The organism is Spiroplasma alleghenense, assembly GCF_003363775.1.
Classification (GTDB): Bacteria; Bacillota_I; Bacilli_A; order Mycoplasmatales; family Mycoplasmataceae; genus Spiroplasma_B; species Spiroplasma_B alleghenense.
On record NZ_CP031376.1, the window covers coordinates 46577 to 72645 of the forward strand.

The 26069-nt window shown below is 32.4% G+C and carries 20 protein-coding genes; 17 read left to right on the forward strand and 3 right to left on the reverse strand.

Annotation, left to right across the window (positions count from 1 at the left end):
• Window positions 1–5 precede the first annotated feature (5 nt).
• The 4 genes from SALLE_RS00240 (at window position 6) to SALLE_RS00255 (ending at window position 10487) form a co-directional block, all read left to right on the forward strand.
• Window positions 6–1883, forward strand: coding sequence for a hypothetical protein (locus tag SALLE_RS00240; RefSeq protein ID WP_115557653.1), 1878 nt, complete (start codon window positions 6–8; stop codon window positions 1881–1883).
• Between the two features lie 241 nt (window positions 1884–2124).
• Entirely contained in the window at window positions 2125–5964 is a 3840-nt protein-coding gene (gene rpoB, locus SALLE_RS00245; protein ID WP_115557654.1) for a DNA-directed RNA polymerase subunit beta, read from the forward strand.
• A 20-nt stretch (window positions 5965–5984) separates the two neighbouring features.
• Window positions 5985–9746 carry a DNA-directed RNA polymerase subunit beta' gene (gene rpoC / locus SALLE_RS00250; RefSeq protein ID WP_342768166.1) on the forward strand — a complete coding sequence of 1254 codons (3762 nt, stop codon included), beginning with the start codon at window positions 5985–5987 and terminating at the stop codon, window positions 9744–9746.
• Window positions 9747–9917: 171 nt separating this feature from the next.
• A complete protein-coding gene (locus SALLE_RS00255; RefSeq protein WP_115557656.1) occupies window positions 9918–10487 on the forward strand; it encodes a hypothetical protein in 570 nt (189 codons plus the stop codon).
• Between the two features lie 57 nt (window positions 10488–10544).
• Here the strand turns inward: SALLE_RS00255 and SALLE_RS00260 are convergent, their stop codons facing one another.
• On the reverse strand, window positions 10545–11720 hold the full coding sequence (locus tag SALLE_RS00260) for a hypothetical protein (RefSeq protein WP_115557657.1): 1176 nt from the start codon (window positions 11718–11720) through the stop codon (window positions 10545–10547).
• Between the two features lie 79 nt (window positions 11721–11799).
• On the opposite strand from SALLE_RS00260, the gene rpiB reads away from it, so the two are divergent.
• The 12 genes from rpiB to SALLE_RS00320 all read left to right on the forward strand — a co-directional run bounded on the left by rpiB (window position 11800) and on the right by SALLE_RS00320 (window position 21176).
• The gene (gene rpiB, locus SALLE_RS00265; protein ID WP_115557658.1) at window positions 11800–12237 is read left to right on the forward strand and encodes a ribose 5-phosphate isomerase B; all 438 of its coding nucleotides are present in this window, start codon (window positions 11800–11802) and stop codon (window positions 12235–12237) included.
• A complete protein-coding gene (gene glyA, locus SALLE_RS00270) occupies window positions 12221–13462 on the forward strand; it encodes a serine hydroxymethyltransferase (RefSeq protein WP_115557659.1) in 1242 nt (413 codons plus the stop codon). The genes rpiB and glyA overlap by 17 nt, the downstream gene beginning before the upstream one ends.
• A 12-nt stretch (window positions 13463–13474) precedes the next feature.
• Window positions 13475–14098: a uracil phosphoribosyltransferase gene (gene upp / locus SALLE_RS00275; protein WP_115557660.1), complete on the forward strand. Its 624-nt coding sequence runs from the start codon at window positions 13475–13477 to the stop codon at window positions 14096–14098.
• Between the two features lie 138 nt (window positions 14099–14236).
• Window positions 14237–14623, forward strand: a complete 387-nt coding sequence (locus tag SALLE_RS06125) for an MG406 family protein (protein ID WP_425451050.1) — start codon at window positions 14237–14239, stop codon at window positions 14621–14623.
• Window positions 14624–14665: 42 nt separating this feature from the next.
• On the forward strand, window positions 14666–15574 hold the full coding sequence (locus SALLE_RS00285; protein ID WP_115557662.1) for a F0F1 ATP synthase subunit A: 909 nt from the start codon (window positions 14666–14668) through the stop codon (window positions 15572–15574).
• Window positions 15575–15596: 22 nt separating this feature from the next.
• Entirely contained in the window at window positions 15597–15908 is a 312-nt protein-coding gene (locus SALLE_RS00290; protein ID WP_162807910.1) for an ATP synthase subunit c family protein, read from the forward strand.
• A gap of 6 nt (window positions 15909–15914) precedes the next feature.
• Complete coding sequence (gene atpF / locus SALLE_RS00295) at window positions 15915–16448, forward strand: F0F1 ATP synthase subunit B (RefSeq protein ID WP_218936930.1); 534 nt, start codon at window positions 15915–15917, stop codon at window positions 16446–16448.
• A gap of 2 nt (window positions 16449–16450) precedes the next feature.
• The gene (locus SALLE_RS00300) at window positions 16451–17002 is read left to right on the forward strand and encodes a F0F1 ATP synthase subunit delta (protein WP_115557664.1); all 552 of its coding nucleotides are present in this window, start codon (window positions 16451–16453) and stop codon (window positions 17000–17002) included.
• Between the two features lie 10 nt (window positions 17003–17012).
• The gene (gene atpA, locus SALLE_RS00305; RefSeq protein WP_115558706.1) at window positions 17013–18584 is read left to right on the forward strand and encodes a F0F1 ATP synthase subunit alpha; all 1572 of its coding nucleotides are present in this window, start codon (window positions 17013–17015) and stop codon (window positions 18582–18584) included.
• A 6-nt stretch (window positions 18585–18590) separates the two neighbouring features.
• Window positions 18591–19445 carry an ATP synthase F1 subunit gamma gene (gene atpG / locus SALLE_RS00310; RefSeq protein ID WP_115557665.1) on the forward strand — a complete coding sequence of 285 codons (855 nt, stop codon included), beginning with the start codon at window positions 18591–18593 and terminating at the stop codon, window positions 19443–19445.
• An 11-nt stretch (window positions 19446–19456) separates the two neighbouring features.
• Window positions 19457–20878: a F0F1 ATP synthase subunit beta gene (atpD, locus tag SALLE_RS00315; protein ID WP_115557666.1), complete on the forward strand. Its 1422-nt coding sequence runs from the start codon at window positions 19457–19459 to the stop codon at window positions 20876–20878.
• A 16-nt stretch (window positions 20879–20894) separates the two neighbouring features.
• Window positions 20895–21176: a FoF1 ATP synthase subunit delta/epsilon gene (locus SALLE_RS00320; protein ID WP_115557667.1), complete on the forward strand. Its 282-nt coding sequence runs from the start codon at window positions 20895–20897 to the stop codon at window positions 21174–21176.
• Window positions 21177–21288: 112 nt separating this feature from the next.
• On the opposite strand, the gene SALLE_RS00325 is transcribed toward SALLE_RS00320, so the two are convergent.
• Window positions 21289–22203 carry a 5'-3' exonuclease gene (locus SALLE_RS00325; RefSeq protein WP_115557668.1) on the reverse strand — a complete coding sequence of 305 codons (915 nt, stop codon included), beginning with the start codon at window positions 22201–22203 and terminating at the stop codon, window positions 21289–21291.
• Between the two features lie 33 nt (window positions 22204–22236).
• Window positions 22237–22827, reverse strand: coding sequence for an IMPACT family protein (locus tag SALLE_RS00330; RefSeq protein ID WP_115557669.1), 591 nt, complete (start codon window positions 22825–22827; stop codon window positions 22237–22239).
• 143 nt (window positions 22828–22970) lie between these two features.
• On the opposite strand from SALLE_RS00330, the gene SALLE_RS00335 reads away from it, so the two are divergent.
• A complete protein-coding gene (locus SALLE_RS00335) occupies window positions 22971–25877 on the forward strand; it encodes a cation-translocating P-type ATPase (protein ID WP_115557670.1) in 2907 nt (968 codons plus the stop codon).
• The last annotated feature ends 192 nt before the right edge of the window (window positions 25878–26069 follow it).

The following is a 26069-nucleotide window of genomic DNA, read 5'->3' on the forward strand; positions in this document are numbered from 1 at the left end:
TAAGTATGAAAAATATATTATTAAGAATGGTGATTTCTTCTTTGCCTATTTTGGTCGTAAGTGCTCCGATAGTTAGAACAATTCCTGCCCCAAAAATCCAAGCCGAGGACATATTTAACAAATCTCACCTAGTGGATTCTCGCGAAGCAATTGAATTTAATGGCATGAAGTTTGACTCAGAACCCGCTTTTGATAATTATCTAATTGAAAATAATTATATATTTCAAATGCAAGCTACAGATAAGTACAAGTATTCACATGGGGGACCAATCAACAATGACAGTTTGAAAAATGCAGACGGTAAAATCGAAAATTACAAAGAGCTATATAAAAATATTGATGGAAGTTATGACGCTAAGTACAGGGAGGCCATGAAAAGTTACACATCCAATTTAACTTGAAAAGAAAACTATAGTATTGATTCTAAAAAGTGGCATAAAACAAGGGAGTTGGCATTAGAAGATTTTTTCAATGAAAACATCCACCCGCATGAAGTTAAATTTTATAAATATAAGGACAGATATTATAATGCTAATAGCGCTACTGACAATAAATTATTAAAATCTTTGGGTATGGAAGGTTATGTCATATTTAATTCTCCTTTAATCGAGTTGGACCAACCTTATATTTGGGGTACCAAAGATAGTTTAAAACCAGCAATTAAAGAGGCTGTTAAAAAAAATTTTCTTGTAAAAAAAGAAAATCTACCAGAGTGAATGAAAAAATTTGAGCTAAACTATTTTAATTGTATTTTAAATGGCGAGAAGAACAGATTTGTTTATTTGTTCAATCAAGACAAAAGAAATAATTCGTCGTTTGCAAGTTACGAAAATAGTGAATTAGAGGGTAAATCTATATTTAAGTGAACTTCGGATGTAGAAAGCGACTTTGATAAAATTTTTGAAGACTTTTATAACAATTTCCTATTTCAAAAACTTAAGACATCGTGATATAAACCAGATTGAGATATTGTCGGAATAAAGACAAAACTTTTACCTAAAAATGATAATAATGAAAATGATGAATTTCATTATTACAACTACCTACCATTATTGGAAAAAAAGTACATAGAAAAAAATGGTTTAGATGTTTCTTTAAAATCAGCTTCATTTAGAAATTCGCAAGAACAAGAGGATTTTTCTTCAAATATGTTAATTGCCATTCTGCTTCTTCAAATTTCTGAATTTTTATCATCAGAGCAAAAAAATGTAATACAAAACAACTCAATTGATGATTTTGAAATTTATGACGGTCTACTAGCTTTGAGTAAAAATAATTATAAATATTTAGATAAATATTTTGAAATCTTAGGACCAGAGAACCCATTATTTGACTATGTCGGATTTGATGATTTCAAAAAATACTATTTCGCAAGTGATAATCCAATTGCCTCTGATTTTAAGGGCGAGCTACTATCTGAAAGTGAAATTGAATTAAAAAATAAATACTTTGAACAAAATCCACCTCTTGTTTTAAATTACCAAAATATAAATATTTACGGCTATGATAACCTTGTAAAAGAATCTAATGATCTTTTAGTTGATAGACTTTTTGGTTATCTGAATCCTGAGTTTGGTTACTACAGTAAAAATGAAATTCAAGAAAATGCACATGCCAGATTTATTCAATCCAAACCCACAAAGCAAGTTAGCTTCGGTTATGTTTATGGGTTTAAAAATCCAAATGATAATAAAGATGTCTACTATGGCGATATCAAAGATGCACTAGATGCTATAAAGACTAGTCTTTTTGCTACAAATCAAGCAACAAAGAAAACCGAGTACAGTAGAGTATATTTTTATAAAGTGAATGACAAGATTAAATCATTTGTATTTAGCAGTGAGGATGAAATTTTAGATTTCCTAGAAAGCAAAAGAATATAGTTTAATAATTATTTCAAATTATCAAATCAATCATAAAACCGCTAAAAGCAATTAAGCCGCTAGCGGTTTTTGTTATTGAATAAATTAAAAAATAAAAAATAACTTAGTTATTATTTGTTTAATTTCACATAAAAATTATATTGAATATTTTACAAAAAAGACTTTTTACTATTGACTTTTGACTGAATATAACTTAAAATTGTTATTGCGTAGATTTTGCTTTAAATTGGAGGAATATTGAATGAGCTATACTGTTAAAAAAATAAATCAAGCCGTTAAGAGAAGGGATTACACAAAAGTTTCAGGTGATTTACCACTACCAAACCTAATTGAATTACAAATTGATACTTTTGATTGATTCCAAAAGAAGGGAATTGATGAAGTTTTTCAAGAAGTTTTCCCCGTTGTTTCAAATGATGGTGAAATTGTATTAAGTTTAAAGGACTGGGAATTTAAGGCACCCAGAATTCCTGTTGCAAGAGCGAAAGAAGAATCAAAGATATTTGAAGCGCCAATATATGCTAACTTGTCTCTGACAGTTCGCATGGAAAGTGTTGAAATAGAAAAAGAAAACATTTCGGGTAAAACTGAAACCTTTTTGAAAGGTTGACTACAAGAAAAAACTGAAAACAATAGTGTAAATTTTGTAAAAAAAGTTGATAATCTATATTTTTATGATGTTAAAAACAAAACTGGGGATAGTGAAACTATCCAAATCGAAGTAGTAGATGATAATAGTGAAATTTTAACTGCAAATGTGGATATTTACAAGGTAGGAGAAGTTTTCTTTGGTGATTTCCCACTTATGACAGATAGAGGTACTTTCGTAGTTAATGGAAGTGAAAAAGTTGTGGTTTCACAATTGGTTCGTTCTCCGGGAAGTTACTTTAAAACTGAATTAAACCGTAAAAATGGAGAAACAATTTATTCAGCTGATATAATTCCAAGTCGTGGAACATGATTGGAATTTGAAACAGATGTTAAAAAACAAATTGATAATAAATTGGCAAATGCTTTATTTGTTAAAATAGATAAATCACGTAAAACAACTGCAACAAGTTTACTGACATCTTTAGGAATGCAAAAAGATGAAATTTTGAGCATTTTCGACAACAACACTGTGGTTGAAACCACTTTAGAGCAAGATAATTTAACTGGGGAAATTAGCATTGACTGAGAAAACCAAATTCAAGAAATTTATAAAAAAATTCGTCAAGGGGAAACTGCTACTGCTGATGGAGCATGTAAATATATTTTTGGGCTATTATTTGATAAAAGAAAATATGATTTAACTAAGGCTGGTCGTTTTAAATTACAACAAAAACTAGCAGTTAAAAATCGTTTATTAGGAAAAATTTTAGCAGAAGATCTAATTGATGCTAAAGGTAATGTTGCCTTCAAAATGGGTACAGAAGTAACCAAGGATGTCTTAAAACAAGTTTCAAAAGTTCTTGAAGAAGGAGCGATGATTTCAAAAATTAATTTCCACGAGGCTATTGAATCGGGAAATGAAATCCAAAAAATTAGAGTTTTCAAAGACAACGATTTAAGAACAGAAACAACTGCAATTATTGGAGTTACTAAATCAAGAAGTGATGAATTCCTTAACGTGCCAGATATTATTGCAACTCTTTCATTTGCGTTAAATTTAATTGACGGAATCGGTGAAGTTGATGATATTGATCACTTAGGTAACCGTCGCGTAAGAACTGTTGGTGAATTATTACAAAATCAATTCAGAATCGGAATGATGCGTATTGAAAAAAATGTTAAAGAAAAAATTTCAACATCAAACCCTTTCAAAATGAAACCATCAAGTATCATTAACAATAAACCACTGACTGCGATTATCGGTGAATTTTTCAATTTATCACAATTATCACAGTTCATGGACCAAACCAACCCGCTTGCTGAATTAACAAACAAGCGTCGTTTAACTGCTTTAGGACCAGGTGGTCTAAGCCGTGAACGTGCAGGACTAGAAGTTCGAGATGTTCACCCTAGTCACTATGGTAGAATTTGTCCAATTGAAACTCCTGAGGGACCAAATATTGGTTTGATTAATAACCTTTCAACTTATGCAAGAATTAACGAATATGGATTTATTGAAACTCCATATAGAAAAGTTGAAAATAAAAAAGTTGTTGCCGGAAAATATGAATACTTAACAGCTGATCAAGAAAGAGATTTCATTGTTGCTCAAGCAAATATTAAAATTGACAAAGATGGAACTATTTTAGATTCAAACGTTGTTGCTCGTTATCGTGGAGATGATATCATGGCTAATGCTGAGGATGTTGATTACGTTGACGTTTCACCAAAACAAATTGTTTCAATCGCAACAAGCTTAATTCCGTTCTTAGAAAACGATGATGCTAACCGTGCCTTAATGGGTGCCAACATGCAACGTCAAGCTGTGCCATTAATTAATCCTCAATCACCAGTTGTTGGAACAGGGGTTGAATTTGAAGCGGCTCGAGATTCAGGAGATGCAATTGTAGCTCGTGAAGACGGAATTGTAAAATACGTGGATTCAAAACAAATTGTTTTAGAAACAAAAGATGGTTCTAAATCTTATGTATTAAGTGATTTTATTCGTTCAAACAACGGAACTGCTATTACTCACTCACCAATAATTAAAATTAATGACAAAGTAAAAAAAGGTGATATTTTAGCTGATGGTCCTTCAATGGACAAAGGTGAACTTGCCTTAGGACAAAACGTTGTTGTGGCATTTACAACTTGAAATGGATACAACTATGAGGATGCCGTTATTGTTTCAGAACGTATTGTAATTGATGACCGTTTTACATCAATTCACATCGATGAATATACAATTGAAAGACGTCAAACTAAACAAGGTGCTGAAGAAGTTACTAGAGAAATTCCAAACATTTCTGAAGCAAGTAAAAAATACTTGGATGAACAAGGAATTATTGCAATCGGTTCAGAAGTTAAGGTTGGAGATATTTTAGTTGGTAAAGTTACTCCAAAATCTCAAACTCAATTATCACCAGAAGATAAATTGCTACACGCAATTTTTGGTGAAAAATCAAGAAACGTAAAAGATAATTCATTAAGAGTTCCCAACGGTGGAGAAGGAATTGTTCAATCAATTCGCCGCTTCTCTCGTGCTGATGGTTATGACTTACCAGCTGATATTCTTGAAGTAATTAAAGTTTTTGTTGTTCAAAAACGTAAAATTCAAGAAGGAGATAAAATGGCGGGACGACACGGTAATAAAGGTGTTATCTCAAAAATTTTACCAGTAGAAGATATGCCTCATATGGAAGATGGAACTCCAGTAGATATTATGTTAAACCCACAAGGGGTTCCTTCTCGTATGAACATTGGACAAGTTTTAGAAATCCACTTAGGTATGGCTGCTGAAAAACTTGGAATAAAAGTTTCAACACCTGTTTTTGAAGGACTAAATGATGAAGAACTACAAGATATCATGGCTGAAGCTGGAATGCAAAATTACGGTAAGGTTAAATTAATTGATGGTAGAACTGGTGAAGCCTTTGATAAACCAATCGCGGTTGGGGTTATGTACATGCTTAAACTATCACACATGGTTGATGATAAACTACATGCTCGTAACGTTGGACCATACTCTTTAATTACTCAACAACCATTAGGAGGTAAAGCTCAAAATGGGGGTCAAAGATTTGGTGAGATGGAAGTTTGAGCCTTGGAAGCCTATGGGGCCGCTTACACATTAAGAGAAATCTTAACAATTAAATCAGATGATATCCGAGGAAGAATTAAAACTTATGAAGCAATCGTTAGAAGTAAAGATATTCCAAACCCAGGAATTCCTGAATCATTTAACGTTTTAACAAAAGAAATAATGGGACTTGGTTTTGATATGCACATGATTGATGAGCAAGGAAACAAAGTACTAATTAATGCTTATGAAGATGACATGATCGACGAAGTCGAATTTGAATTCTTAGAAAAAAATAAAAACCGTAGTATTTCAAGATTAGAAGAAGACTTATCAGACAATATGAATCTAGAAGATTTAAGTTTAGATGTTGAGGATGAAGAAATTGATCCTGAGTCACTATTTGATTAGTAAGGAGAAGTTAATAAATGATAAATTCAAAAAATGAAAAAAGAATGATTAAAATCGACTTGGCTAGTCCTGATGTGATTCGCTCTTGATCTCGTGGAGAGGTTACCAAAGCCGAAACTATTAATTACAAAACTTTAAAAACAGAAAAAGATGGTTTATTCGATGAAAGAATTTTTGGACCAACTAAAAATTACGAATGTGCCTGTGGTAAATATAAAAAAGTAAAAAACAAAGGTAAAGTTTGTGAACGTTGTTTAGTTGAAATTACTGAATCAATCGTTCGTCGTGAACGTATGGGTCATATTGAACTAGAAGAACCAGTGACTCATATTTGAATGTTGAAAGTTGCTCCAAGTCGTATTGCAGCAATTTTGGATTTAAAAACTAAAGAACTGGAAGAAGTTGTTTACTTTGTTTCACACATTGTATTAGATCCAGGAACTTCAAAACACCTTAAAAAAGCTCAAGTTTTAGATTTAGGAAATACTAAAATTAGTATTAAAACTAGAGAAAAATTAACTAAAACTTTAGAGGAAATCAAAGATGGTTTTGACTTAAGTGATCCAAAACAAGAAATCGGTTTCCGTCGTGCTGAAAAAATGATTGAAGAACTTCGTAATGCTTCGATTCCATTTTCTATGGATGAGGCAGCTGGATTTATCGGAAAATACACAAATGCTAAATTCGGTATTGGAGCAAGCGCAATTGAAGAATTATTAAAAAATATCGATTTAGATGAAGCGATTGTTAAAATTCGTGAAGAACTAAAAGAAAAACGTGGTACTGTTGAACAAAACAAAATGATGAAACGTCTTGAAGTTTTAGACTCATTAAAAAAATCAAACTCAAGACCAGAATGAATGATTTTACATGTTATTCCAGTAATCCCACCAGACATCCGTCCAATTATTCAATTAGATGGTGGTCGTTTTACAACTTCAGAAATTAATGATTTATACCGTCGTATTATCATTAGAAATGAACGTCTAAAAAAAGTTAAATCAATGGGAGCGCCAAGCATTATTGTAAATAACGAAAAACGTATGTTACAAGAAGCGGTTGACGCCTTATTAGATAACGAACGTAAAGCGCGTCCAGTAACTGGTAAAGATAAAAGAGCTTTAAAATCTCTAACATCAATTTTAAAAGGAAAACAAGGTCGTTTCCGTCAAAACTTATTAGGAAAACGTGTTGACTACTCAGGTCGTTCAGTTATTGCGATTGGACCAGACTTAAAAATGTACCAAGCGGGAATTCCTCGTGATATGGCAATTATTTTATTTAAACCATTTGTAATTAAGTGACTACAAGAAAATAATTTTGCAGAAAACGTTAAAGTTGCTGAGAAAATGATTCAATCAGGTGATGTTAAAATCTGAGAAGCTTTAGAAAATGTAACCAAAGACCGTCCGGTTCTTTTAAACCGTGCCCCAACTTTACACCGTTTAGGAATTCAAGCTTTTGAACCTAAACTTGTTAAAGGAAAAGCGATCCGTTTACACCCCTTAGTTACAACTGCATTTAATGCCGACTTTGATGGGGACCAAATGGCGGTCCACTTACCAATTTCTCCAGAAGCTGTGGCTGAAGCTAGAGTTTTAATGTTAGGAAGTAAAGCAATTTTAGGACCAAAAGATGGTAAACCAATTGTAACCCCAACTCAAGATATGATTTTAGGAAACTACTATGTAACTTTTGAGGAAAAAGGTCAAAAAGGTCAAGGAATGTTATTTTCAAATCCCGCCGAAGCATGTAGTGCTTATGAGGCTGGAGTTATCTCATTAAATTCAATTATTGCAATTGATGTTAACTCATTGGATGAAAAGCATTTTGAAACTAAAAAATCAGGATACTTAATAACAACTGTAGGTAAAATCTTATTTAACGCAATCTTTACAGAAAAATTCCCTTGATTGAACAATAATGATATTTATGGAGCAGAAACTACAGTTGATAAATTCATTGTTTCAGATTCAACTAATGTAGCAGAATATATCGAAAACGTTTATGAAACAGAACAACCAATTAAGAAAAAAGATTTATCAGCAATCATTGACCGTTACTTTAGAACTTATGGTTCACAAAAAACAGCGCAAATGCTAGATAATATGAAAGATTTAGGATTTAAATATTCATCTAAATCAGGAACAACAATTTCGGCAGGAGACGTTGTTGCTTATAAAAACAAATATGAAGACTTTAAAGTTGCTGACGAAAAAGTTGCTAAAATTACAGAATTCTACAACATGGGAATGCTAACTTTCTCTGAGAAAAAACGTCGTGTAATTAACGTTTGATCAGCAGTAAAAGATGAGATTCAAGTACAATTAGAATCTGTTCTAAAACAAGATCCAAAAAACCCAGTATTCGTCATGGCAGATTCTGGAGCAAGGGGTAATGTTTCTAACTTTACTCAACTTGTAGGTATGCGTGGTCTTATGAATGACCCCAAAGGGGATATTAAAGAAATTCCAATTAAATCATCATTCCGTGAAGGTTTAACAGTGTCAGAATACTTTATTTCAACCCATGGGGCTCGTAAAGGGATGGCTGATATTGCCTTGAAAACCGCCGATTCAGGTTACTTAACTCGTCGTTTAGTTGACGTTTCTCAAGAAATCATTATTACAGCAGTTGATTGTAATCCTTCAAAAGGATTTGAAATCAGCGACGTTGTTGAAACAAAACATGACAACATCATTGTGCCGCTAAGAGACCGTTTAATTGGACGTTTTGTTTTCGCTGATGTTGAAGATAAAAATGGTAATGTAATTGTTGAAAAAGATACTCTTGTTGATGAAATTATGGCAAACAACATCATTGAAGCTGGTGTTAAAAACGTTCAAATCCGTTCTGTGTTAACTTGTGATATGGAAAAAGGTGTATGTAAGAAATGTTATGGAATTAACCTAGCAACTGGTGAGTTGGTTGAAATTGGTGAACCAGTTGGGGTAATCGCTGCCCAATCAATTGGGGAACCGGGAACCCAACTTACAATGCGTACCTTCCATACTGGAGGGGTTGCCGGAGGGGATGATATTACCCAAGGACTACCTCGTATTAAAGAACTTCTTGACGTTACTACTCCAAAAGGTAGTGTGGCGATCATTTCACAAATTGATGGAGTTGTATCAGATGTAATTGAAGAAGATGGAATTTTCACAGTAATTATTAAATCAAACAACGATGAAAGAAAATACAAATCTCAATACGGAGCTATCATTCGTGTAAAAGTTGGTGAAGCTGTGTCGCGTGGTCAAAAACTTACTGAAGGAGCAATCAATATTAAGGATTTACTTGAAGTCGCTCGAATTGAGGATGTTGAAAACTACATCCTAAAAGAGGTTCAAAAAGTTTACCGATTACAAGGGATTGAGATTTCAGATAAGTATATCGAAATTATTGTTAAACAAATGTTGAACAAAGTTAAAATTATTGACTCAGGGGATACTGAATTATTACCTGGAGAAATTGTGACAGTGAAACATTACAAAGCTGTTATCACTTCAGCTATTATGGCTGGTAAAAAACCACCATTGGCAAAATACACAATCTTTGGTATTAAAAAAGCGCCGCTTGAATCAGAATCATGATTATCTTCTGCTTCATTCCAAGACACTGCTCGTGTATTGGTTAAAGCAATTATCAAAGGTAAGATTGATAAACTTGAAGGACTAAAAGAAAATATCATGTTAGGAAACTTAATTCCTGCAGGTACTGGATTAACAGGAAGCGCAGAAATTATCAAACGTGGTAAAGATAGTTTAGCAAACGAATATTAAAATAATAAATAAAAATACTCAACCAGTTTGGTTGAGTATTTTTATTTACTGCTTACTTTGATACTACATTTCAAAAATAATTTATATTTTAAAAATCAGTTGCAAAAAAATAATTTGAAAATATAATAAGAGCGATACTAACTTTATAAAAATTTTAGAGGGGTTTTGCAAGTGAAAAATAAGTTAGTGCCAAGTATCATTGTATCAGCAGAAATTACGGTTTTAATTATGGTCATATTAGTACCATTTACGAGCTTAAGTGATGATTATGATTTTACCAATTATTTATTACTAGCTTTTGATATATCAACTCTTTGCTTACTTATTGCTATTTATTTTTTTAGAAATTATTTAGATTCACCACCTGAAATGCTTGAAAATATTTTTAAAATTTTCTTTTTAAATTTTGGCAGTTTTAAAATTAACAAAAAAATATACTTCTACATAATTTTACTTTTGTTTGCCGCAATAGTTTTGGTAGGCAGTATTTTTTCAATCCCATTAATGAATTTAATGATTAACAAAGGTGAGACAGTTGAAAATACAGCTATAAATTTTTTAGTTATAATAAACATAATTAATTTACTATGCCTTATTTTAGTTTTATTAATATTGTCTTTGCTTGCAATTTTTTCCAAAAATTTTTATAATCAATCAAGATTCGTCTTATTGTTGCTACCATTTTTTGGTTGAGTTTATTTTTTTACAATTCAGAAAAATAAAAGAATAAATGAAATGTAGATTTAAAATAAAAACTAGTTCTCAAAGTTAAAACCTTAAGAACTAGTTTTGTTTTTTCTAAGAATTAATCTGAGTTTTATTTTCTGATTGAGTTTCTTTCTTAATATTTCTTGAGTAAAAATCTCAGAAAAATAAGGCTAAAACGATAGAACCTAAACCATAAAATAATACAGTTGCTGACCCAATAACCATCAAGATTGTGCTAATCGAACCCTTAAGTTTTGGAAATCTTAATGAAAGTAATAGAAGTATAAATAAAGCCAGCGCAGAAACTATTAGTAAAATAAGTAATAGCAATCAAGAAAGATAATTTATCGCATTATATTTAAAATCATCTGGGGTTACTGACTGATAAAATTTTTTAACAGTTGTAATAAAGTAAATTGATAAACCTAATGTTACAAGGCTTGTGATTATTGACATTCCTCACCACACTCACGAAGCCTGCTTATTAGTTTTAATGGTTGGAATCACAAAATTTAACTTAATTAATTCTGTAACCTGTTTCTTATTTGCTATAGCGTTGTTTATTTTGAAATAACCAGCTAATATTAGTATCACAACCAAAACAATCGTTGTAATGCTTATTGATAGCATTGAGAATCCTTTTTCAATAGTTATAGCAAAGAAGAAATAGGGAAACGAGGTATAAATATCTTTGTCGTTATTAGTTCTTATAATTCCTCTTGTTAATACAAATATCATATAAATAACTAAAAATGCTATTGCTGCAAAGAGATAAAATCTCTGAAATTCATATTTATCAAGTTTTTGATGACCACACTTAGTAATTCAAATTCCTATAATAACTCCCGGTGAAACCAAGTGTAGAATAAGCGTATAGATTAATCTGGTTGGATCGGAATAATCATTGACAAATTTTGTTTGAAATCCCTCACCAACCGCTTTGATCCCTGCTAGACCCATTCAAAATAGTATCATTGTTAATGTCATAAACCCAGTCATTACTGTTCATCAATTAAAATTTATTACTTTGTTTGGTTTTGACAAGACAATGGTAAAGAAAATCGCTAATAAATAGTTACTTCAAATAGTTCAAAAACTAAAGCTGGCTAGAATTCTTTCCCCGTAATTCATCACTTCAAAAATTCCGCTTTCAGTCGCAGCAAATCTTGGTGCTGGCCGTAATGCTGATAAAACTGTGTCTGAAATTAAAAATAGTCAAAAACAAATCAAAAAAAATCAACTTATATAATATGTGTATTTTTTCATAAGGCACCTACTTAATTTGTAATTTGATTAATTTTATCACATCTATATGGTGTATTATAAAAAAGAGGAGGAATTGTTTATGAAAATATTTATAGGAAGCGATCATACAGCTTTAGAAATGAAATCAGCCATTAATGATTTTTTGAAAAATTTAGGCCACGAGGTGGTGGACTTGGGACCGGAAAACGAAACTGCAGTGGACTATCCAGATTTTGGTTTTATGGTTGGTGAGGCTGTTGATAAAAATAAAGACAGTTTAGGAATTGTAATTTGTGGGAGCGGTATAGGAATCTCTATAGCAGCTAACAAAGTAAAAAATATCCGTGCTGCCTTGTGCTATGAGAAAGAAGCGGCTGAACTTGCTAGAAAACATAATAATGCCAATGTTTTAGCATTGGGAGCAAGATTTATAGCTGTTCATAAAGCCTTAACCTTGGTTGATACTTTTATCAACACCGAATTTGAGGGCGACAGACATGAAGAAAGAGTAAGAAAGTTGTGTGACTATAGTGGATAAAAATTTAAGAGAGTTTTTAAACGAGGAATTAAAGCGTCAACAAACTCATATAGAGTTAATTGCTTCAGAAAACTATGTTTCTGAAGCTGTTTTAGAAGTAATGGGAAGTATTGCAACAAACAAGTATGCTGAAGGGTATCCCGGTAAGCGTTATTATGGGGGTTGTGAATCAATTGATAAAATTGAAAATTTAGCTATTGAAAGCGCTAAAAAACTTTTTAATTCAAAGTTTGCTAATGTTCAACCACATTCAGGTAGCCAAGCAAATGCGGCTGCCTACATGGCTTTGCTAGAACATGGAGACAATGTTTTGGGTATGAGCCTTGATGCTGGAGGGCACTTGACCCACGGTTACCCTTTAAACTTTTCTGGCCAAACTTATAATTTTAATTTTTATGGAGTTGATAAAAAAACTGAAAGACTTGATTATGATGAAATTGAAAAATTAGCAATAAAATATAAGCCTAAATTAATTGTGGCAGGAGCTAGTGCCTATTCTAGGGAAATAGATTTTTCAAAATTTAGAGAAATCGCAGACAAAGTTGGAGCTAAATTAATGGTTGACATGGCTCATATTGCCGGTTTGGTTGCCGCAGGTGTTCATCAAAGCCCAATTCCTTATTCTGATGTAGTAACTTCAACCACTCACAAAACTTTGAGAGGGGCTCGAGGTGGACTAATTTTAACAAATGATCAAGAAATAGCTAAAAAAGTTAACTCGGCCTTATTTCCTGGAATTCAGGGTGGGCCTTTAGAAAACATGATTGCTGGAAAAGCCCAAGCTTTTATTGAAGCTGATAGTTCAGATTTTAAAAACTACGCAAAGGCGGTCGTGCAAAATTCTATCACTCTTGGAGAAGAGTTAAAAAAGGGCGGAGTTAGGCTTGTAGCAGGAGGAACTGATAACCACCTGATAAATATTGATGTAATAAGTCAATTCCAGCTAACAGGAAAACAAGCTGAAGATATTTTGGGTAAAATTGGTATCATTGTAAATAAAAATATGATTCCGTTTGACACTCAAAAAGCTTTCCATACTAGTGGAATAAGAATTGGAACTGCAGCTATGACTACAAGGGGTTTTATGGGTGAAGAATTTAAAGAAGTTGGTCAAATTATGATTTCAGCACTTAATGACCATTCTGAAGCAAATTTAGATAATTTAAAAACAAAAGTGCAAAAACTATGTGAAAAGTACCCAATTTATAATAAAATTAAATATTAGGGGGTAATTAAAATGTCATTTACAGTAATTAAACATCCGTTAATTTTAGATAAGTTAACTAGAATGAGAAGAGAAGAAACAAGTTCGAAAGATTTTCGCGAAAATCTGAACGAAATTGCCCAACTAATGGTTTATGAAATTTTTAGAGATATTCCAGTTAAGGAGTTGGAAATTAAGACACCAGTTAAAAAAGCTGTCGGATATACAGTTGATATTCCAGTTGTTTTAGTTCCGATTATTAGAGCTGGTTTGGGTATGACCGAAGGAATTCAAAAATTAATTCCAACAGCGAGAATAGCTCATGTTGGTTTATATCGTGATGAGGAAACTTTAGAACCGGTTCAATATTACGCAAAAACAACCGAAAACATCGCCGAGAGTTATGTAATAGTTGTTGATCCAATGCTGGCAACCGGGGGAAGTGCTTGCAAGGCTATTGAAATTGCAAAGGAATGAGGAGCTAAAAACGTAAAGTTCGTCTGTTTGGTTTCGGTTCCCGAAGGAGTTAAAAAACTCCAAGAGGCTCACCCAGATGTTGAAATTTATGCAGCTTCTTTGGATGATAAATTGAATAAACAAGGATACATTGAACCAGGACTTGGAGATGCTGGGGATAGAATTTTCGGTACAAAATAGGTTTTATATCGATTGGAAAAAAATATATATTAATTCTCAAATAAATGGAATAGGATTATTTTCGTAAAAAAATAGTTAAATTTCATTTTTTTTATTTTCAAAGTGCTAATATTAATAGGATGGAATATAAATTCCACCATGAGGTGAGTTTTGCAAACTTTTAAAAAATGATTTATTAAAAACAAATTATTACTAATTGTTTTTACTAGTTTCTTTATATTCACTATGACAACATTAATTACTTTAGTATCTCTAAGTATTATAAATTGAAACTGAATAACAGGTTTTTTAATTGGATCATTCACCTCTTACTTATCCATTTATTTTATAAAAATATCAGCAGACTTATTAGTAAAGACTGAAAATCACTACTTTTTCGTTTTCTTATTTTTATCAAGAGTTGGATTTTATATGCTAGTAACCTTATTGGTTCTCATACTCCCAGACTTATTTTCGATTGAAGCTTTTTTAATCGGAATAGTTAATAGCATTTTTTATCCATTTTTTAATCATAAGAATGTTTAAAAAATTTAATTAACACTAGGTCACAGAAAGGAAGTGAGTTAGATGTTGCTTGCTGGAGATAGTTCTAAGAGTCCACTTCAAGACTCCTTATATGCTTTTACACCACAGCTAGTTTCCATTTTATTAACTTTTATAGTAATATCAATATTCTGCATTGTTTACAATGTAAAGATTAGAAACCATCAGAACCGGGAGAAGATGAGTGGATTTCTAGTTATCACCGAAATGTTTATCACAGGAGTGGAAGATTTGGTTGTCAGCATTATGGGTAAAAAATACCGTAAACTGACACCATATGCAATGTATATAATTTTATACATCTTTGTTGGTTGTTTGCTTTCATTACTTGGATTCGAATCAGCAATGACCTCACTGACAGTAACGTTTTCAATGGCGTTTGTTACATTTATAGGAATATACTATTTTGGAATAAAATATCAAAAACTAAGTTTTTTTAAAAAATACTTAAACCCTTTAGAGTTAATTACTCAATTTGTACCGCTACTTTCTATGGCTTTCCGTTTATTTGGGAACCTACTAGCGGGAAGTATTATTTTGGGGCTTTTCTACTCTTTCTTTATCGGTTTACAAGCTGGATTTAGTGGAGATAAATCAGCCTTATTAGGAATTACCAATGGAGTTAAACACGGTTGACTTAATAATGATATTTGGAACACAGATCCAGAACATTACGATTTAACTTGAAATGCTCAATACACATATTTTTGGGCTGGGATAAATATATTTACCACAGCTTTCGGGCCATTCTTACATATGTATTTTGACCTTTTTGATGGTATGATTCAATCAGCGGTTTTCGTTATCCTTACCTTATCTTATTGAGGTGAAGCTATGGGAGAAGAACACGAAGAACCTGAACCAGAACGAAGAAATTCTGTAAGAACAGAAAATCAAAAAAATAACAACAAACAAAAATTAATTAAAATTTAATTTAGATTAGGAGAATAAAAAAATGCATACAGAATTTATGACTATTTTTACAAATTACGCACTAACACTTTCAGTAATTTTGCCAAATTTCTTTTTGGCTGATGCAGATAGCATTGGGGCTGGATTAAAATCTTTAGGAGCCGGAGTCGCTGCTGTGGGAGTTCTAGGAGCCGGAATCGGGCAAGGAATTACAGGTCAAGGTGCTTGTTTAGCAATCGGTAGAAATCCAGAGATGTCTGGTCAGATAACAAAAACAATGATTCTTGCAGCAGGTATTGCAGAGTCGGGAGCTATTTATGCTCTAATTATTTCACTTCTATTAATCTTTGTTTAGAAAATGATGATTAATTTATTAGCAACACCAGGGATTCCAGAAATTACCCACGGGCTATTTCCGAATCTTCCAAATTTTATTGCCCACGTCTTATCAACAATAGTTTTAATTTTATTACTAGCAAAACTGGTTTACAAACCTTTTCGTAATTCTATTGATGAACGTCGTAAAAAAATTAATTCATTATTAGATGAAGCGGCCGATAAGACAACTAAGGCAAACAGAGACAAAAAAGAAGCTGAAATATTATTAAAAAATGCTAAAAATGATTCTTTAAATATTATTAAATCAGCATATACAGAAGCTGATACAAATAAAATGGCAATTTTAGATCGTGCTCGAAGAGAGGCGAATAACATTCAAAACCATGCGAAAATTTCAATCGAACATGAACGCGATGCTTTAAAAGAAGAAATTCGACAAAACGTTATTGGAGTTGCTTTTTCAGCTGCCGAAAAAGTTTTAGAGAAAAATATTACAAAAGAAGATAACCAAAAAATTATTGAAAGTTTTATTGACGACTTAGATAGGGTTGATTAATCATGATTTTAAATGAGTCAATTATAAGTAACTGAGGCCACGCACTTTTTAGCATAGCCAAAAAAGAAAATAAAATTGAATCTTATATGGAGCAATCAAATATTATTATTGAAATTTTGAAAAAAAATCAAGGAATTACTAAAATCCTAACAACTCCAAATATTGATTTAGATAAAAAATTAGTTATCGTAGATGAAGTTTTTTCAAAATTTAAGTTTGAAAATTACATTATTAATGCCATAAAAATTTTAGTTAGACAAAAATCTTTTATTTACTGTCGGGCTATTTTTAAAAAACTCCGTAAAAATTTATTGGAGGAAAAACATATTTTATATGGAACAATTTGATCAACTGTTGAATTAAGTGATGATCAAATTAAAAAAATTGAAGAAAAAATAAGTAAAAAATTGCAAGAGAATGTGATTTTAATAAATAAAATTGATCCCAAATTAATTGGTGGTTTACAAGTTATTGTCAAAGGAAACACTTTTGACGGTTCTTTGCGAGGAAAATTAGAAGCGATCAAGAAATCTTCAATAAGCAATAGAGAGTAAGGTGATTATTTTGGCGATTAACATTAAAGATATTTTCGAAGTAATCGAACAACAAATAAAAAATTACGGTAAAGATATTGTTCATACCGAAGACGGAACTGTTGTAACTGTTGGGGATGGAGTTGCAATGCTTTATGGTTTGGAAAATGCCATGATGGGGGAACTGCTTATTTTCCCAAACAATGTTTATGGAATGGTTTTAAATCTTGAAGAAGGAGCAATTGGTGCTGTTTTAATGGGAGATGACTCGCTTGTAAAAGAAGGAGACATTGTTAAGCGTTCGGGTAAGGTTGTTGAAACTCCAGTTGGGGATGCTTTATTGGGAAGAGTTGTAAATGCAATCGGTGTACCAATTGATGGTAAAGGACCAATTGATTCAAAACAATTTCGCCCAGTAGAAAAAATGGCTTCAGGAGTAATGGCTAGAAAGTCAGTAAACGAACCTTTGGAAACAGGAATATTAGGAATTGATGCAATTATTCCGATTGGAAAAGGTCAAAGAGAATTAATAATTGGGGATCGCCAAACTGGTAAAACCGCAATTGCAATTGATGCTATTATTAACCAAATTGGTAAAAATGTTAAGTGTGTTTATGTTGCAATTGGTCAAAAAGAATCAACAGTTGTTCAGATAGTTGAAAAATTAAAACAGGCTGGAGCAATGGAATTTACAACAGTAGTTTCAGCTTCCGCAAGTGAGCTTGCACCGCTACAATACATTTCTCCTTATACAGGAGTAACAATAGCTGAGGAATGAATGGCTCAAGGCGATGATGTTCTTGTGGTATATGATGACCTATCAAAACATGCTGTGGCTTATCGAACAATGGCGTTACTATTGCGTAGAGCACCAGGCCGTGAAGCTTATCCAGGAGATGTATTTTACTTACATTCAAGATTGTTAGAAAGAGCTGCAAAGGTGACAAGCGAATTTGGTGGGGGAAGTATTACAGCCTTGCCAATTATTGAAACCCAGGCAGGAGACATTTCTGCATATATCCCAACTAACGTTATTTCAATTACCGATGGTCAAATATTTTTAAGCGAATCTTCATTTAAATCTGGGGTTAGACCTGCTGTGGATACTGGATTATCAGTTTCTCGTGTTGGTTCTTCTGCGCAAATTAAAGCGGTTCGCCAAATGGGGGGGACTTTAAAACTGGAATTAGCTCAATATTATGAACTAGCAGCTTTTGCAAAATTTGGTAGTGATTTAGATGAATCAACTCAACAAACACTTGAACATGGTAAAAGAATTATTGAAATACTAAAACAACGCCAGTATCGTCCAATTTCTCAAATTGACCAAGCTATTATTTTATTAGCAATTAAATCTCGACTAATAAAATGATTACCAGTTGAATTCATGAGTTACTTCAAAGATTCTCTAATACATCATTTCAATAAATCTCCTGAAGGAAAAAAATTATGAAAACGACTTGACGATGCTAAAGCATTTGATGAAAAGCTTGAAAAAGACATAGAAGCAGAAATAAAAATAATGCTGAAGCGTGCAATTAAAATGATAGATAAATATGACCCAAATCAATATGGCAAAATTGAAGAATATAAAAAGCTATAGATATTTATGCCTAATTTAAGTAATTTAAAAAGCGAAATTGCCAATGTTAAAGATATTGGAAAAATAACTAGTGCAATGGAACTTGTTGCAACCGCAAAACTGAAACGTGTTGCCAAACGAATCGGTGAGGTTAAAATTTATGTTGCTGAAGTTTATCAAGTTTTTAATGAGATAATTTCTTCCTCACAAAAATCAATATTTTTAGCGGATGCAAATAAAAAATTTAGCAAAACTTTATGGGTAGTAATTAATTCAAATTTAGGTTTAGCTGGTGGATACAATTCAAATATAAACAAAAAAGTCTTACAAGAAATGAAAGACAAAGACGAAATTCTAGCAATAGGTCAAAAAGCGGTAAACTATTTTAAAGAGCACAAGAAAACAATTCATGATCAAATTTTAGATGTTGATGTTAATTTTACAAACAGTAGAGCAAGGGAGATAAGCACTGAAATTCTTGCTAAATACAACAATGAAGTATTTGATGAGATTCAAATTTGCTACACTAAGTTTATAAATAACGTTACATTTGAACCAACATTACTGAGACTATTTCCGATAATCAAAAAGCCTGAGTTAAAAGATCAAAGCCCAAAAATTTTGACAACTTTTGAACCTAGTGCAGAAGAAGTCTTGGATGCTTCGGTTATGATGTATATTAATACAATTGTGTTTGGAACAATTGTTGAATCTCAGGTTTCCGAACAGGCAAGTCGACGTACTGCCATGGAAAATGCTACTAAAAATGGTAGTGAGCTATGCGAAGAATTAAGTATTTTGTATAATCGAAAACGTCAAGATGCAATTACACAAGAAATTACAGAAATCGTTGGTGGCGCAAATGCCCAGAACGAAAAGTAGGAGGTAATAAAATGATAAAAATTGGTGAGATAGTTCAGGTTTTAGGTCCTGTAGTAGACGTAAAATTTGAAGAAGGTCAGGTTCCAAGTCTTTATAATGCTTTGAAATTGGAAAACAACGAAAATTCATTGACTCTTGAAGTAATGCAACATATCGGGGATGAAATTGTTAGAACCATCGCTATGGGGCCAACTGAAGGACTTGTTCGAGGAATAAAAGTTACAGATACTGGTTCTGCAATTTCAGTTCCGGTTGGTAATGAAGTTCTTGGACGAATGTTTAACGTCTTGGGAGAACCGATCGATAATTTACCAGCAATAATCAAAGGTAAAGTTATGCCAATTCATCGCCAAGCACCAACTTACGAAGAACTAACAACATCAGCGGAAATACTTGAAACTGGTATTAAGGTTGTCGACTTAATGACTCCTTTTGCTAAAGGTGGAAAAATTGGTTTATTTGGAGGAGCTGGAGTAGGTAAGACTGTTTTGGTTCAAGAATTAATTAATAACATTGCTAAGGCTCATGGTGGAATTTCAGTATTTGCAGGAGTCGGTGAAAGAACTCGTGAAGGAAACGACTTATATTTTGAAATGAAGGAAGCTGGAGTTTTAGATAAAACCAGTTTAGTTTTTGGTCAAATGAATGAACCACCGGGAGCACGTATGCGAGTTGCTCTTACCGGATTGACAATTGCTGAGTATTTTAGAGATGTCAAAAATCAAGATGTGTTACTTTTCATTGATAATATTTTTAGATTTACTCAAGCGGGTAGTGAGGTTTCGGCTCTTTTGGGTAGAATGCCAAGTGCGGTTGGTTATCAACCAACACTGTCAACAGAAATGGGTGCTTTACAAGAAAGAATTACCTCAACCATAAATGGATCGATTACTTCTGTACAAGCTGTTTATGTTCCTGCAGATGATTTAACAGATCCAGCGCCGGCAACTACTTTCTCACACTTAGATGCCAGAATTGTTTTAGATCGCTCAATTGCAGCCTTGGGGATTTATCCAGCAATTGATCCATTGGCTTCAAGTTCAAGAATGCTTGACCCAGAAATAGTTGGAGAAAAACATTATCAAGTGGCACTTGAAGTTCAACAAATTTTGCAAAAATACAAAGATTTACAATCTATTATTGCAATTTTAGGTTTAGAGGAATTATCAGAAGAAGATAAAATTACTGTAAATCGTGCTCGTAAAATACGTAACTTCCTTAGTCAGCCATTTACAGTCGGAGAAAAATTTACAGGACGTCCTGGTAAATACGTTCCAATTTCTGAAACTGTTAAATCTTTTGAAACTATCATTTCAGGAGCAGTAGATAACATACCAGAATTATTTTTTATGTATGCAGGAAGCATTCATGAAGTAATGGAAAAATATAACGAAGCTTCAAATAAAAACAAAAGTTTGAAAAAAAATAAATAGTTTAAGGGTGATTTAGTTGAAAACAAAATTAAAAATTATCACTCCTGAGGGTATTTTTATTGACGATATCTTGGTTGATATCGTTAACGTTCAAACCACTGATGGAGATATGGGTTTTCTTGTAAACCATAGCCCTGTTGTTGCGACTTTAAAAATTGGGACTTTAAGCTATCGCCAAGGTGGTAAGGTATTCTATGTTCATGTTCACCGCGGTATTGTAAAAGCTGGTAAAGATCAAGTTAAAGTAATCACCGAGAGAGTGTATCTTGTTGATAAAAATGGTAACAGACTTAAATAAATTTCATAATTAAAAAAGCAGCTTTTTAAAGCTGCTTTTAGTTTTATTAAACTTTATGGAAAGTTTCAAACTTTCAAATTCTTAATTAAATAAAAATTGAAGACAACTAAAATTATTGCGAATTTTGATTATCATTAATTTTATTTTCAATGCGACTTACAAACGCTCACATGCGTTCTCTTTTTAAAAAATAAATATAACTTTTGTAATTAATTTTTAAAGGTCTAAAATCAATATGGCCTAATTTCAAATTTTTTTGAATTGTGGCAATTTTTTTATTTAAAAATATCTGATCTCTATTACGGATAAGACGCTCGGTTTGCCTCTGGTCGATGTTCTCGATATTTTTAAAAATGTTTTCTATATTTTGATACTCGCTTAATAATTCAATAGCTGTAGTATAATGCATTCCGCGGACACCTTTAATATTGTCGCTTGGGTCACCCATTAAGCTTTTCAGATCTGGAATCTGATTGGGGGTACAACCATATTTTTCAAAAACAGATTCTTTATGAATAATTTGATCATCTTCATCTTTGTTGCCTTTCAAAATTACTGAAGTTTTTTCGTTTATTAATTGAAAGGTGTCGCGATCATTGGAAAGGATATGGACATTATAACCAAGACTATTGGAAATTTTAGCAATTGTTCCCATTACATCATCGCCTTCAAAGTTTTCCTTCTCATATCAAGGAATATTTATGAAAGTCAGAAATTCCCTTACTAATTGCATTTGAGGAATTAGGTCCTCGGGAGTGTCTTTTCTTTTGGCTTTGTACTCGGGATATAATTCCTTTCGTCAGCAACCTTTTCCAACATCAAATGTTACAATAATTGTATGATATTTATTCGAGTTAATATAGTCGTTAATATTAGCGACAAATGTATAAACCGCGTTAATTAAAATCCCATCTCTGTTTCTTGGCAACTTGGTTCTTTTTAAAGAACCATAGTAGCCTTTATGTAGTAAATGATAACCATCTACTACAAGTATGGGATTTTGGTTCACGACCGCTCCCTTTTCCATTATTAATGCACTTCCTTACAAATATATTCTACACTAAACTTGACTAACAAATTTGTTTATAATATAGTTTATTTCCACCAATGGTTTCAATTCCATTATCAAGCCCTCATTTATGGTTTCAAAAATATAATTAACATTTTCTGTAAATTGCTTTTTGGAAATTACCCCATATTTTACTAAAATTGAATCAACTAGTTTAATTTGTTCCAATTTAAAATTAATACCAACTTCAAAACCAGCAACCAAATTGATAAACTGACATTTTTTTAATAAATCATTTGCACTTGAGTTATAAGCCCTCATAAGCGGCCCGGCTCCAAGTTTTATACCACCAAAAAATCTGGTGACTAAAATAACGATGTTACTTAAATTATTTTTTTTAATTAAATTAATTAAAGGCTCTCCAGCCGTTCCTGAAGGTTCACCATCATTGTGGAATTGTTCAATATTAACATCCCCGTTAATCACATAAGCAAAACAGTTGTGACTAGCTTTGGGGTCGCTATTTTCTTTTAAAAATTTTTCAACAGCAGCTTTGCTGTCTACTCGAGATATTGTTACTTTGAATTTTGATTTTTTTATTTCATAATCTTCTCTAAAAATAGTATTAGCGATAGTCTTCATAAATACCTCATAATTATTTTACTCTTTTTATAGAGAAAACATAATATTTTAAACAACTTATAATCTAATTATAATATGAGTGAATTTTATACTATAATATGTGTATGAAACAAATGATATAAATTATATGAAGGGATAGAAAAATGAAGCCAACCAAAGCCAAAAACAATAACAAAAATAAAGAAGTTTCTATCCAAGAAAAAGGTTGATATCAAAAATCAATTAACGAGATCGAAATCGAATTAAAAACCGAAACCACAACGGGGTTATCAAACGATGAAGCTGAAGAGCGTCTTCGTAAATTAGGACCTAACAAACTTCCAGAACCAAAACAAGTACCTTGGTATTTGTTATTTTTGAAGGGTCTTCTTGAACCTTTATCAATCGTATTACTTGTAACAGCCATAATAGTTGTGGTCGCGCCTTACTTTGCTGGGGGTCATCCAGAATGGGTTGAATTTGGAGTAATTCTGGGAATGATTATTATTAATACATTACTAGGAATGACTCAAGAATTAAAAGCTCGAAGTTCGGTTAAAGCACTGCAGAGTTTATCCAACCCAAATGCTACAGTAATTAGATCAGGAAAACAAATTCAAATTTCTGCCCATGACTTAGTACCGGGAGATATTGTAATTTTGCAAACCGGAGAATTTATTCCCGCAGATATTAGATTAATTTCTTCTTCACATTTAACAGTTGATGAATCTGCTTTAACTGGAGAATCAATGCCAGTTGTTAAAAATATTGAATTACTTGATTCAAAAACCACAATTCTAGCAGAACAAAAAAACATGGTTTTCATGTCAACATTCGTACAATCAGGAAGAGCTACAGGAATTGTGGTTGCTCAAGCACCTTTATCAACTATGGGTAAAATTGCTTCATCAATTGCTGAAACCAAAGCCCAAAAAACTCCATTGCAATTAAAGCTGAATCGTTTAACAAAATGAGTTTCAGTAATTGCTACAGTTACAGCTCTAGTATTATTTGGAGTTCTGATAATGATTGATGTTTTCAGAGCTGACCATACTGGAATTTCATGATCGGAAAACTTATTGTTATCAGTTTCATCGGCCATAGCAATTATTCCAGCATCACTGACAGTAATTGTGTCGATTATTCTATCGGTTTCAACAAACCAGATGAGTAAACAAAATGTAATTGTTAAACAACTTCAAGCTGTTGAAACTTTAGGAAAAGTAAATGTTATTTGTTCTGATAAAACCGGAACTTTGACAATTAATAAAATGACTGTAACAAAATATAACCAAGTTGGAGTTACCAGAGCCGCTTCTAGTTTTACTTATGTATCAGATGACATTGGTGACATTCATTTTGTTAATGCACTTACTTTATGTAACGATTCAATTGTCTCAGAAAAAGATCGTATGGGATTGCCAACTGAATTGGCGATGTACGACTGAATGACTAAAATGGGATTTGATCCTTTAACATTGCGCCATAAATATATGAGAATTGATGACTTGCCTTTCTCATCAGATAATAAGTACATGGTAACAGTTAACCAAGTTGATGACAAAAAAGTTGTTTACATAAAAGGTGCTATTGATAGAATTTTAGATAAATGTACTCACACAGTAATTGACAACCAAATTGTTAAACTAACTTCAAAAATGAAAGAACAAGTTTTAGAAAACGCTGAAAAAATGTCTGCAGAAGCTCTAAGGGTTATTACAACTGCTTTCAAGGTTTTATCAGAGGATGAATTCAAAAATAAAGACTATGTTTCTAAATTGGTTTTAACAGGAATTATTGGAATGATTGATCCACCAAGAGAAGAAGCTATTTCAGCCATAAAAATTGCACACCGCGCCGGAATTAGAGTTGTTATGATTACTGGTGACCACTTAGCAACTGCGATGGCCATTGGCGAAAAACTTGGCTTAGTTCGTGAAGGGTTTGTTGGCTTAACTGGAGAAGAGTTAGATTTACTAACTGATGAAGAGTTAACTAAGAAAATTGATCGAATCTCAGTTTTTGCCAGAGTTAATCCAGATCATAAAACTCGAATCGTAACCATTTTACAAGAAAAAGGTTTAATAGTTGCGATGACTGGAGATGGAATTAACGATGCTCCAAGTTTAAGAAAAGCCAATGTTGGAATTGCTATGGGAATGAACGGAACAGAAGCTGCCAAAGATGCTGCCAACGTAATCTTAGCAGACGACAACTTTAGTACTATTGTTTCTGGGGTAAGTGAAGGAAGAAATTCATACCGTAAAATTAAAACTTCAGTTGCCTTTGTTTTAGGGGCCAACCCTCAAATTATTGCAATGTTTTTAATTATTTTAATCACAGGAATTTCACCACTAAACTCAATTAACATTTTATGATTTAACTTAATTGTGGAAACCATTTTAGCAATTCCAATTGGAATGTCAAAATCAGACCCAAATGTAATGAGTTTAAAACCAATCAAAAATAATGAGTCCATATTTAGCCGCATTTGGTTGTTAATTATTTTTACAATCACCTCAACCGCGATTGCAGTAATTCTAGCATTTATCATGGGATTCTATGTTTTCCCGGGACCAAACGCAGCCTTAACCGGACAAACAGCAGCATTCATTACAATTGCCTTTTCACCAATCTTCTTTGTATGAATGATGAAATTTAGACCAGACCGCAAGGAACGTCACAAAAACTTTAAAGAAAAAGTTAAAGATGCTAACTGAGCTTTATTTGGAGCCATGATTGGAGCATTCCTATTAAATGTAATTGTAGTTTTTGTTCCTGGAGTAAGAGATGTCTTTAAAATTGCTGAGCTGAAGTGAGAATTATGACTAGTTGTTGTATTCTTAACAATTTCTCCAGCAATAGTTATCTTTGTCTCTATTAATCTGGCAGGAAACCAAATTCGTCGTCACAACGATCCAAGTTATGAAAATAAATTGCGAAAACGCTTCAAAAAATATCGCCGTCCAAAAATTGCCAATAACTATAAACTATTGCGTGATTCAACCGTTGATATTAGACATACTAAAAAAGTAAAAGATAAAAAACAAAAAACAGCTACCCCAGCGTAGATAATGATATTTAAAAGGCCGACACAGTACTGTGTCGGCTTTCTAGATTTTATAGATGGAATTAACAATCAGGTGAGAGAACATTTTTAAGTATAAAAGTGCGATAAACAAATATTGATTATATATCAAATTAATAAAAAACAATTCATAAAACCCTGATTTGGTTTTATAACCAAATCAGGGTTTTATAAT